We start from the raw sequence: 11,642 nt of genomic DNA on the forward strand, positions 1-11,642 counted from the left end.
TTTACCGCATTCCGTAGAGACTTCGTTTCGACATCTTCGGCACGGCGATCGCCGTCGGTTGGACGTCGAACGGGATCATGCCAACATTGTTGCCGGCCATGCCTTTGGTGCCGGCGGGTACCTGGCGAGCCAATTCGGGACGCACGTTCAGCGCGCTGTACTTCTTGATCAGCGACTGAATCCGCGAATCGTATTCGAACTTGCCGTCGGGCAGTTGTCGGCCCAGCGTATCAAAGCTGCCGACGGTGACCAGGGAGTGGTCGCGATCATGGAACTGATACGCTTCGACACCTTGCTTGCGAAGCTGCGCAGTCATTTTTGCCGCGTCGGCTGCGAATCTGTCCAATCGATTTCCGTTGGGCGTGAACTTCTTGCTGTTTTTGCCGTCATCGATCGTCCCATACCCCTGGAACGTCTTCACAACAACAGTGAACTTTCCGTTGCAATCGAGCAGCGAGTGGTCGAGGCCTTCGTTCAGTTGATGAACGAACGAATCGACGGGAGGTGCTTGAAAGTATTCTTCGGGCAGCATCGGATTGCGAGTCACAAAGGCGCCGGCCATCGGGCCTTTGATGTCCGTCGGACGTGACCGCTTCCACTTGCTGGCCATTGCTTTGACCGCAGTGACGGGATTCGACGCATTGGTTTCGGCAGCCACCTCGGCCGGATCACTAAAGATTTTGGGGGCAGCCGATTTCACACGAACGAGGTCGCCGTCGATGCTGGGGTTGTCGACGCTGTCGTACTCGCCGACCAACACCGCGTACGCTTCGTACTGATAGCGATTGGCGTAGCGAGCGCGTTTCGCGGTTCGTTGATCGAACCCGACGGTACCAGTGAAGTCAAACTTTTCGTTGTAGATGTACGCAGGCAGTGACAGGTCATTGCGAATTTCGAGAGCCAGCTTTTCGGCCCGCTCCTTCGCGCCTTCACCAACCAACGTCGCAGCCAGAATCAACCAGGGGCCGTCCTCCTCGGACAACACGTAGCTCTTGGAAGGGTCGACTTCGACCGCAGGAGCACGCCCGAAGATGCTACGCAGAAACGTAGGCGGATCCGCGACCGAGGAACCGGTCAGCAAGGCGACGAGGGTAAGTGACAACAGAAATCGTTGATACATGGCAGGGATCTTCCGTGCAGGCAGACGCGGGGTGGGCGGTCCGAACTTTCAAACTCAACACTGGCTTTAACAAAAGTTGCCAGAATTCCGAAAGAGCGAATCGAGCGCGCACAAAAAAAGGCGAGGCCGACCCCGAAGGACCGACCCCGCCTCGCACGGGGGGACGCTTTAAATCTGGTGTGTAAATCAAGCTGTTGTTCGCGTCTCCCTGACACAACGAAGACTAGTTCCGATGCCGGCCCGCACACTGGAAACTGTGATCCGATTGACAAATTAGGCCAACCAGATGCGTTCTGAATCCTGGTTGTGCGGGTTATAACGGTGACAGCCACCCAAACACCGCCGATCAGGTCACGGAAACTCATGCCAGCATCCATCGACTTACCCGAGCCACTGGATGTGATCGCAGTCGGCGCACATCCCGACGATGTTGAAATCGCGTGCGGCGGGACCCTGGCAAAGCTGGTGGACCAGGGCTATCGCGTCGGCATCGTCGACTTGACCGACGGCGAGCCGACACCAAATAGTCCCGGCCCGGCGGCCCGATGGAAGGAAGCACTTGCCGCGGCGGACGCGTTGGGGATTCACGAGCGTATACAGCTGAACCTGACGAACCGACGTCTATTTGACGGATTCGATCAACGCGTCGCGTTGGCGTGCGAACTGCGACGATGGCGTCCTCGGTTGGTGATCGGCTTTGGCGAGAAGACCCCCATGGCGTCGCCGGATCATTGGCAAGCGATGCAGATCACCGACGGCGCGATCTTCTATAGCCGATTGACGAAATGGGACGAGTACTTCGCACACTTGCCAGTCCACACCGTTTCAAGGCATCTCTATTTTCGATTGGCGCTCGAGCCCGACGCCATACCGAGTCATTCGCATCACGTCGTTGTCGACATCAGCGACACGATCGATCGTAAGATCGCGGCAATCGAGTGCTACCAAAGCCAGTTTGGCCATAAGCCATCAATCGTCCCGCGCGTTCGCGCCGCTGCGATCGTGACGGGGGCCTCGGCCGGCGTTGATGCCGGCGAATCGTTTGCGGCGGCAAAGCCATTCGCCGTCAACGACTTGATGGCGACCGTCATGGGCCTGTGATCCATGGACGACGGATCGCCATCGATGAGATTTCATCGGCAGCTGGCAACACGAACCTATTCGTCGTCTGACATCATTTCATCGGTGATGTTCAAATTCGTGCAAACGTTTTGAATGTCATCGTGGTCATCGAGCTGTTCCAGTAACCGCAACACTTTCTTGCCGTTGGATGCATCGACGTCGACCATCGTCTGCGGCAACTGCGAAAGTTCGCTGATCTCGGGTTTGATCTCAGCAGCCTCGAATGCATCCGCCAGCGTTTGGTAGTTTTCGGGTGGACAGGTGACTTGGATTTTTCCTTCGTCCGTCATCTCAACGTCGTCACCACCGTTTTCGAGGGCAATCTCGGTGACCCTTTCTTCGCCCGATTCGGCCGCGAAGACGAACAGACCCTTGCGTTCGAACAAGTAAGAAACGCAGCCCGTTTTGCCGATATCACCGCCCAGTTTCGAAAAGATCGTCTTCAACTCGGGACCGGTTCGATTGCGATTGTCGGTCATGACTTCGCACATGACCGCCACGCCACCGGGGCCGTAACCCTCGTAGGTCAATTCTTCGACATCGTTACCGGCCAATTCACCGGTACCACGCTTGATGGCCCGTTCGATATTGTCCTTGGGCATGCTGACCGCTTTGGCATCGTCGATCGCTTTGCGAAGACGAAGATTGGCTTCGGGATCACCACCACCGCCTTTGGCGGCAACGATGATCGCTTTGCTTAACTTGCTCCACAACTTACCCCGCGCCGCGTCCACTCGCCCTTTGCGGTGCTGGATGTTGGCCCACTTTGAATGTCCTGCCATCGAGGTGAACCCTTATCTCGGTTTGCTCTTTGTCAATTTGCGGTTATCCGACTTCTTCGACGACGGCTTCTTTTTGCTGCTTGCCGCAGGAGTGCTGGTGGTCGCCGATTTTTTGACGGACTTTTTCTTGCTCGTCTTTTTCGCAGGACTCGAATCCGTTTTAGCTGCGGCCTTCTTTACCGTTGGCTTCTTGGCAACGGACTTCTTCGCACTCTTGGGCTTCGCAGGCGTCGCGTCGGCAGATTTCGTGTCCTCCGCCGTCTTGGACACAGTCTTTGATGTTGATTTCTTAGTCGGCGATGACTTCTTCTCTGATTCCGCTGCCGCAGCGGCGGCTGGCGGCTTAGCGACCGGTTCGACCTTGGCGACGGCCGCTTTCTTGGACGACTTTTTCTTCGTCACCGGCGGCTCGTTCTCTGCGACTTTAGCGGCTTCGACGGCCGCAGCCTTCTCTTCCGTTTTACGCTTGACGACACGCTTCCGCGCGGCCTTCTTACTTGCAAGCCATTCGTCAAGTCGACCGCTGGAACCCTTGGCGACCGAGTCAAGGACATCCCGAGCGGTCTTGTCTTTCATATTTTTGCTCAGCGCCGACGCGCACTGGTGCAATAGGCCTGCGAATTCGATTCCCTTGCTTTTTGGAATCGCCCGCTCCAGACCGGGCACCTTGCCCGCCATCGCTTCGGGTTGTGACGCAATCTCGGTCGCCAACATGATGACCATCGCGGCATAGTCGATCGGGATCGCGTGACCGCCGAGACCGTGCTGGACGGTGTAGTTGAGCACGAACGGCGTCATGCCGGGCATTTTTTCGAACTTGCCAACGGCCTTGCCGAGGTTCTCTTTTTTCAAGTGATCCAAGTCGAACGTGTAGAACTCTTCAAAGATCGCCTGCAGATTGCTCTTCAACCGAGCCGCCGCTTTGGCCGCTTCGGGTAACCGCGAAAGAACCTGGGTCAGTTCGGTGATGGACGTCACGCGAACTTCGTTCCAGTCAAAAAATTCTTGTTCGCACTTCGCCATGCCTTCGTCGGCTAAATCCGCAGGCGCGTCCTGAAGCAACGATCCGTACAACAGGTGTTCCAACAAGGGTCGTGTCGGCTGGGCCGGCAACGGCTTGTAGCTTTTCTTGAGGGAGGTGTGCAATTTGCCGATAAGGCTGGCACGGTTGCTTGCAGACATCTTGGTGCAGGGTACTTTGAGGGTGTGTCAGTTGTGTTGTCGCCGCAATGGCACTTCGCCAGTGCTGGTCAATCGCACGAAAAAGTATCCGTGCGATGTTCGTTCACTCTTCTTCATCGGCGTGTTCCACACCGTCGCGTTCGCGTTTGATTTTTTCCAGGATCTCACCGACCGCCAACGAATGCTGAACGCCCTTGTCGATCGAGAACTGCAATCGCGGCGTGTAACGTGTGTCGATTCTGGCTGCGATCTTGCTTTGCAAAAAACCCGCCGCATTCTGCAATCCACGCAGACTCAAGTTTTGCTGCGTTTCGTCACCCATGATGCTTACCAAAACCGTTGCCTCACGCATGTCGGGGGTCACTTTGACACCGACAACCGTGACGTCGCGAACGCGTGGATCGCGCATCTCCGTCAAAATGGACGACGCAACGACTTCACGGATTGCTTCAGCGGCTTTCAACAATCGACGACTAGACACAGCGCAGTACAGGAGTAAGTGACAGGAAACGGGTTTCTAACATTCAATCTCGGATTTCAAATCGTTAATCGAGCGTTCGGGCCACTTCTTCGATTCGGTAGGCTTCCAACACATCGTCCTGCTTGATGTCGTTGAAACCTTGCAGGCGGATACCGCACTCCATGCCACGCGGCACTTCCTTGACATCGTCTTTGATTCGTTTGAGCGAATCCAAACCGTAATCACCGATGACACGACCGTCGCGGGTGACGCGGATGCGGCAACCACGTTGGATCGAGCCGTGGACGACATAGCAACCGGCAATCGCGCCGACGCGACTGATGCTGAAGACTTGCTTGACGACTGCACGGCCGAGTTCGACCACGCGTTCTTCTGGCTTGAGTCGTCCTTCGATCATCAAGCGAATTTCGTCGGTCAATTTGTAGATGATGCTGTAGCGACGAATTTCAACGCCACGCTCATCGGCCAAGGACCGAGCACGTTCGTCCGGCACAACGTTGAAAGCACAGATCACCGCATCGGATGCCGAAGCCAACGAAACGTCCGCCAGCGAGACACCGCCGACGCTCTTTTGCAAGATTCGAATTTCGACTTCGGGATGGTCCAGTTTGGTCAGCTCTTTCTCGATCGCTTCGAGCGAGCCCTTCACGTCGGCGCGGATGATCATGTTCAAGCGAACCTTGTCCGCCTGGACACCAAGCGTTCCGTCTTGCAAACGTTCCTGGAACGTATCGAACGAAATCTTGGTCGTGGATCCGGACAGCGATTCTTGGCTGCTTGCGTGAGTTCGCGTTTCGGCGATCTCGCGAGCCTTGGTGATGTCGTCAAGCACATGAAAGCGGTCGCCCGCGCCGGGTGCTTCGTCGAAACCCATCACGTTGACCGGCGTGCTCGGGCCGGCTTCGGCGATCGGTTTGTTGTTCAAGGTGTCGGTCATCGCACGAACGCGGCCATAGGAATTGCCACAGACAATGACGTCGCCGACTCGCAGCGTTCCGTTTTGAACGATCAGCTTTGCCGAGACACCACGATCGCCTTCTTGGGCCGATTCCAGACACACGCCCAACGCTTCGCGATCGGGGTTGGCGGAGTATTCATTCAATTCCGCGACCGTCAGCAACGTTTCCAACAGCTCGTCCATCCCGATGCCCTTGGTGGCACTGGTCCGCACGACTTCCACTTCGCCGCCCCATTCGCTGGGCGTCAAACCGTGTTCGGTCAACTGGGTCAGAATACGGTTCTCGTCGACGCCTTCCAAGTCGATCTTGTTCAGCGCTACGACGATCGGCACTTCCGCTGCTTTGGCGTGGCTGATCGCTTCGGCCGTTTGCGGCATGACGCCGTCATCGGCCGCGACAACCAAAACGGCGATGTCAGTAACGTTCGCACCACGAGCGCGCATTTCGGTGAACGCTTCGTGACCCGGCGTATCGACAAACGTCACCTTGCGGCCGTCTTTATCGATTTCGTAGGCACGGATGTGCTGGGTGATCCCGCCGGCTTCGCCTTTGACGACGTTGATGCCGATCAAGTAATCCAGCAAGCTGGTTTTTCCGTGATCGACGTGTCCCAAGAAGGTCACGACGGGAGCACGAGCGATTAACGATTCGGCGGAGTCTTCTCGCTCTTCCAGTTCGTTGATCAACGAATTTTCGAGCGTTTCGGCGGCCTTCAGCTCGATGCTCAATTCCATTTCGGCAGCCAACGTTTCGGCGGCTTCGAGATCAAGCTGCGAGTTGATGTTCACGCCACCGATGCCCATTTGCATCATCGTGCCGAGAACCTTTCCGACCGAAACACCGGCGGCTTCGGAAAACGAACGGATCGAGCAGGGCAACTCCAACACGACGGCGTCTTTTCGAGGCGCGGCCGTATTGATGACTTTGCGGCGTGAACCACGACTGTTTCGGTACTGGCGCGAACGATCGAAACCGCCACCATCGAACGAAACACGACCGCGACCTTTGCTGGCACGTCCACGTTCGGCCCGCGGGCTAGCCATTCCGGCCAAACCTTTTTTGCGAGGCTTTTCTTCTTCCTCTTTGACCGATCCGCGTTTCGCTTTCTCGCCAGTGAAACCGCTGAGTCCACCGCGTTTTGCGGCCCGCTTCTTTTCGTCGTCCTCTTTGGCCAACTGTTCCAACGGCGCCCGCATCCCTTGACGGTGACCGGCGATCGCATCGGGGCTCAATTTGACGTCTGGTTTTTGGGCTTTGGGCTCACCCGCAACTGCTTTGGGAACCGCCTGTTCGCTGACTTCGGGAAGCGAGGTCATCTTGACGTTGATTCGTGGCTCGCGACGCTTCGACTTCGAGCTGTCCAACGACTTCTTGTCACCGGTGGCTGCGGGACGGTCGAGGGAGCGCACTTTGCCAGTCCCCGCCGATGATTCGCGACGGATCGGCGACACGGGTTCGGTCGGTGTCGTCACGCCTTTTCTTGCCGCCATGCGGCTGGCGATTCGACTGGCGAAGCCTTGTTTCGGCGCTGGTGGCGGATCCGCCGGCTTACTTGTCGGGGGCTCCGCAGCGACCGACGCACCGTCGGGCCGTGACATGGCCGACCGGATCGCAGGATCGTCAAGCGAGCGCGCCGTCGGCCCGGTTGGAGCCGCGGGTACGACAGGTGCGGGCGATTCGGCGACCGGCTTTGGCTCGGGCGATTCGCTCTTGGCGGTCATCGGGCGCGATCGAGACCGACCGACGTTGATTGCGACCGGCTTTCGATCCGTAGGGACGACGGAATCACGAACAGCACCAATCGGTGCCGAAGGATTCGTTGCCGTAGGGGCAGCCGGTTTCTGCGAAGATCCGCTGAGATGTTCTCGGACTCGTGTCGTTTCGTCATCGGTCAAGCTGGCCAAGGCCGAGCCTTTGCCGGTGATCCCAACCTTCTTAACGATGTCAACCAGCTCTTTGCTGTCGAGGTTCAGTTCTTTTGCGAGCGCGTAAATGCGTGCGGGCACGGGGTGAAAATCCTGTCGATTCGATTGGGAACCCGCCTCGCGTGCGTTGTATTTTGCTACGTGAGTTGCGGGGGGTTGCTCGATAGAAGACACCCTTGCCGGAATTGGCGAGGGGTCCGATCGGGCTGCGCGGGCCGGGTTCAAAAATTTAGTTGGGTCACATAAACCTATTCCTCCATCGCTTGCGGCCACGTTTCCAAGCCAAAACGCTCGAAAAATTGACCACAGCGGGAATCCTACAACGGTGCACCGAGACCCTGGCGGCCTCGACGCCCCGCCAAGATAGCGAAAAAGCTTCTCGACGAAGAGGTGTAGAAACCCAGTTTATATCGGAACGTGCCAATTTTTCGGCTTCTCGCCGAGCGAAAGCCCCCCAAGAGACCGTTCTTGCCGATCTGGGTGATGCTTCGCTGGCTCGCCCGAATTCCATGAAGCCGCAACTCCGCTTTCGGAGAGCCTCTTTCCGCGACCGGACTTGCCAGAGCTCGGTTTTTCGTCAGATGCACGGAAGCTTTTCGATTTCAGCGACGACTGAATTCGCATTTCCAATGAAAACGAAGACTAGGCTTCGGATGCCGACGCACCACCCGATGGGGAAGCGGTCTTTGCCTCTGCGTCTGCCTCTGCTTCGGTGACTGCCTCTGCCTCTGCTTCGGTGACGCCACCATCGGCGGATTCGGCGGATTCGGGCACCGCAGCGGTTTCAACGGCTGGACTTTCTGGCTCCGCGATCCCGGCTGCTTCGGCCTCTTTCTGCAATTGCTCGCGTTCACGGCGAGTGCGTCGCTCTTCGGCAGCCGCCTGCTCGGCTTCTTGCCCCATTTGCTCGGCGGTTTCGACGATCTCGTCGACTTTCTCTGCCGTCAAACCGCTCATCTCCATGAACAGGTCCGGCTCGATGACCGAAAGGTCGTCGTACGAAAGGTATCCTTGCTCGACCAAAGCCTGGGCAATTTCTTCGGTGATCCCGTCGATTTGACTGAAACCCGCAACCGCACGTTCGATCTGCTCTTCCAGTTCGCCGCCGGTCATGATTTCGATGTCCCATCCGCACAGCTTGCTGCCCAAGCGGACGTTCTGGCCGCGACGACCGATGGCGAGCGACAACTGATCTTCTTTGACCAAGACAATGGCGCGACCAATCATGTCACACAGCAGAACTTGCTCGACTTCGGCGGGCTGCAATGCGTTGGGAATCAGAATCTCGGGGTCGTCGCTGTAGCGAACGACGTCGATATGCTCGCCCGCTAACTCTTCACGCACAGCCTTGATTCGGCTGCCGCGGTAACCGACGCAAACGGCAATCGGGTCGACCTGGCTGTCGACGCTGCTGACGGCCACCTTGCTGCGATAGCCCGGCTCGCGGCTGATCGAACGGATGGCAATGATCTCTTCGCCGAGTTCGGGAATCTCTTGCTCGAATAGTCGCTGTACAAATTGAGGACGCGTTCGGCTCAGCACCACACGGACCCGGTTCCCCGTCGCACGGACTTCGAAAACCACCGCGCGAACTCGTTCGCCCGCGTGCAGCGATTCGCCGGGGATCTGCTCGCTTCGCGGCAGAATGGCTTCGACGTTGCCCAGGTTGACGGTTGCCACGCCACCGTCGGCGCGACCGATGATGCCGCTGACGATCTCACCGATCTGTTCGCGATACTCCACCATCAACGAGTCGCGCTCGGCCTCTTTTACCTTTTGGATGATGACTTGCTTGGCCGTCTGAGCGCCAATCCGGCCGATTTGGTCGTCTCCGAGTGGCTCGCCCTCGAGCTCGGCCGCGATCTTTCCGTTCTCCCGATCCAACCGGACCAGAATATCGGCCTCTTCGCCGTACTGGCGCTTTGCGGCCGTTTGCAGCGCCGACTCGATCGCCAAAAACACCAACTCTTTGTCAATGTTTTTCTCGCGGTGGAGCGAATCGACGTAGCGAAGGATGTCTTGAGGATTCATGGCCGACGACTGCTAAAAAATCGGTGCAAGTGGTGTTCAATTTCCATCCGAACAAAAAAACTGCCCGAACCTTGTGGGCCCGGGCAATCGTTTGCTCGTTGGTGGCATTAGCCTACCGACGCCCAGAAGAAGTGTCAAGGAAGGCGCCCGGCATGACAAAGGAAAGGCGTGTTTAAAACGACACGATCGTCTGTGCGTCGAAGACGCCTTCGGTCGGCACGGATACGCGTACGGTCAATCGCCCCCACTGGGGACCGCCCAATCGCGAATCGAGCGGATCGATCCAGATTTGTCGCCGCGCCCGTTGAATCTCGTCGGGGAAAGGTCGATAACCCGATGTGACGGACGAAAACGGGATATCCCGAATACGTGAATCCTGATCGATCGGCCGGTTCATGATCGCTTCGAATCGATACGGGATTGGCAATCGAACATGCGCAACGCCCTGGTCGTCGAACTTCAATGGCAACGACCACACCATCGGCGCATCGGTGACGTTGCGAAAATAGCCGGGTGTGATGGTGGAGATCTGTGGCATCAACTCAAACGTTGCGTGCGCCCGCGTCACCACGGGACGGTCTTGGGCGTCCAGTAAAACGACCTCGGCGCGCCAGCCATCGATGGCGGCATCGGCGTCAAAGTTTGCCGGTGCGGCAACCACGTTTGCCGACTGAGGACGCGAAACGTGTGCTGTCAATCGAACGGACGACGATGCGGCTTCCACGAAATACGTTTCGCCATCCAACTGGATCGGCACATGTTCGCGACGCACCGCCAAAGCGTGCGCGGGCATCGGGTGCAGTGAATCTTCGGCAGAGACTCTGTCGGAGATCAGAATCACAGCAACTGCGAAAACGATCCATAGGTAGGGCCGAAGCGTTGAGCCCAAATTTTTGTCGAATCGATTGATCATGAACTTCCTCTGGCGAATCCGAGCAGACGAGACTGCCGGCGGTCCAGGTATAGCCCGGACGACCAACAAACCAGGGAACTGCTTCGCAAAGCCTGAGCCAGCATCCGGTCGACAGTCCACCGCGTCGTCGCTCCGGTGCAACGGCATGCATGATCGATGCACCACATGTCCCCCAAATCCGCAATAAAGCCAGAGCAATCGGGGCTAACTCAAAAAGGACGGATTGCGGATCCGCATACGCGGCCGTTTTTCCGTGATGTCCAACGGCAACATTGAACGTTGCGAAAACTCACCTTCGGTGCTTCGGCCGCAACGTCAGATCCCACACGACGGGCGATGCCTGTTGCGGCTTGCATAATCGGCAGGACCGGAGATGGTGTACAGGTCATACCGATCGTGAGGCAATCCATCCCCCGATAGCGTGTGCAAAACCTTTTGGAAGTTAAAAAAAAGCGGCTGCTTTCGGTAGCAACATCGTAGGTTTCGTTTGGAAAGTGGAACGATTGGAACCGTTAGATAAACCTTGGGGGTGAACTTGACGGAACAGGCCAACCCAACACTTCCCCCACATAGCGATTGCGGACGAGAGATTGGATTTCGCGCTCGCCGAAATAGAAAACTCTAACAACCTGCTTAAAGATGAACCGGAATATCCGAAAAGGCTTCTCGCTGATCGAAATGGTGATTGTCATTTTGATCCTGGGAATCATTGCCGCCGTTGCTGCACCTCGTATGTTCGATACCGCCAAGACTGCGGAAGAAAACACCACACGTCAACAACTGGCCGTGATGCGCAACGCGATCGAAATGTATCGAGCTCGCTTCGGCGGCTACCCGATCGTGAACGATCTTCCGACGGCGATGGGCACGATGTTGAACGGTCCTTTCCCGGCACCTGCCGTGGGTACAGCCCGCGGAAAAACGGGCGTCTTTTACGACTCGACCACCACGGACGCCGCGACCACTGTCGACACGGGCGCCGACGCGGGATGGGCATACAAACCCCACAACGGATCATTGCGTTTGAACGTGGCGGTCAATACGACCGGCTGGGACTGGTAGGGCCGCGTTGCCAATTCCTTTTCGCGAAGAGTTTCTCCGTCCGACCCACCCAAACGAAGCGATCC

General features: G+C 57.3%; 9 protein-coding genes. 2 read left to right on the top strand and 7 right to left on the bottom strand.

The annotated features are described in order from the left end of the window. Position 1: 1 nt before the first annotated feature. Positions 2 to 1,120 (bottom strand): hypothetical protein, encoded by a 1,119-nt coding sequence (locus Poly51_RS00745; protein WP_146453441.1) that lies wholly within the window; start codon positions 1,118 to 1,120, stop codon positions 2 to 4. 363 nt (positions 1,121 to 1,483) lie between these two features. Here Poly51_RS00745 and Poly51_RS00750 point away from each other — a divergent pair, with 363 nt between their 5' ends. Further along, positions 1,484 to 2,221 carry a PIG-L family deacetylase gene (locus Poly51_RS00750; protein ID WP_146453442.1) on the top strand — a complete coding sequence of 246 codons (738 nt, stop codon included), beginning with the start codon at positions 1,484 to 1,486 and terminating at the stop codon, positions 2,219 to 2,221. 56 nt (positions 2,222 to 2,277) lie between these two features. Here Poly51_RS00750 and Poly51_RS00755 read toward each other — a convergent pair whose 3' ends face one another. The 6 genes from Poly51_RS00755 to Poly51_RS00780 all read right to left on the bottom strand — a co-directional run bounded on the left by Poly51_RS00755 (position 2,278) and on the right by Poly51_RS00780 (position 10,515). Beyond that, on the bottom strand, positions 2,278 to 3,024 hold the full coding sequence (locus Poly51_RS00755) for a YebC/PmpR family DNA-binding transcriptional regulator (RefSeq protein WP_146453443.1): 747 nt from the start codon (positions 3,022 to 3,024) through the stop codon (positions 2,278 to 2,280). Positions 3,025 to 3,036: 12 nt separating this feature from the next. After that, positions 3,037 to 4,206 (bottom strand): hypothetical protein, encoded by a 1,170-nt coding sequence (locus Poly51_RS00760; RefSeq protein ID WP_146453444.1) that lies wholly within the window; start codon positions 4,204 to 4,206, stop codon positions 3,037 to 3,039. 103 nt (positions 4,207 to 4,309) lie between these two features. Then, positions 4,310 to 4,687 (bottom strand): 30S ribosome-binding factor RbfA, encoded by a 378-nt coding sequence (rbfA, locus tag Poly51_RS00765; RefSeq protein WP_146453445.1) that lies wholly within the window; start codon positions 4,685 to 4,687, stop codon positions 4,310 to 4,312. A 64-nt stretch (positions 4,688 to 4,751) separates the two neighbouring features. Beyond that, a complete protein-coding gene (gene infB / locus Poly51_RS00770; protein ID WP_390621741.1) occupies positions 4,752 to 7,598 on the bottom strand; it encodes a translation initiation factor IF-2 in 2,847 nt (948 codons plus the stop codon). 615 nt (positions 7,599 to 8,213) lie between these two features. Further along, positions 8,214 to 9,602, bottom strand: a complete 1,389-nt coding sequence (gene nusA / locus Poly51_RS00775) for a transcription termination factor NusA (RefSeq protein WP_146453447.1) — start codon at positions 9,600 to 9,602, stop codon at positions 8,214 to 8,216. Between the two features lie 172 nt (positions 9,603 to 9,774). Then, positions 9,775 to 10,515: a hypothetical protein gene (locus Poly51_RS00780; RefSeq protein ID WP_146453448.1), complete on the bottom strand. Its 741-nt coding sequence runs from the start codon at positions 10,513 to 10,515 to the stop codon at positions 9,775 to 9,777. 639 nt (positions 10,516 to 11,154) lie between these two features. Here Poly51_RS00780 and Poly51_RS00785 point away from each other — a divergent pair. Further along, complete coding sequence (locus Poly51_RS00785) at positions 11,155 to 11,577, top strand: type II secretion system protein (protein ID WP_146453449.1); 423 nt, start codon at positions 11,155 to 11,157, stop codon at positions 11,575 to 11,577. Positions 11,578 to 11,642 lie beyond the last annotated feature (65 nt).

Origin of the sequence: Rubripirellula tenax (assembly GCF_007860125.1) — a bacterium.
Lineage (GTDB): Bacteria > Planctomycetota > Planctomycetia > Pirellulales > Pirellulaceae > Rubripirellula > Rubripirellula tenax.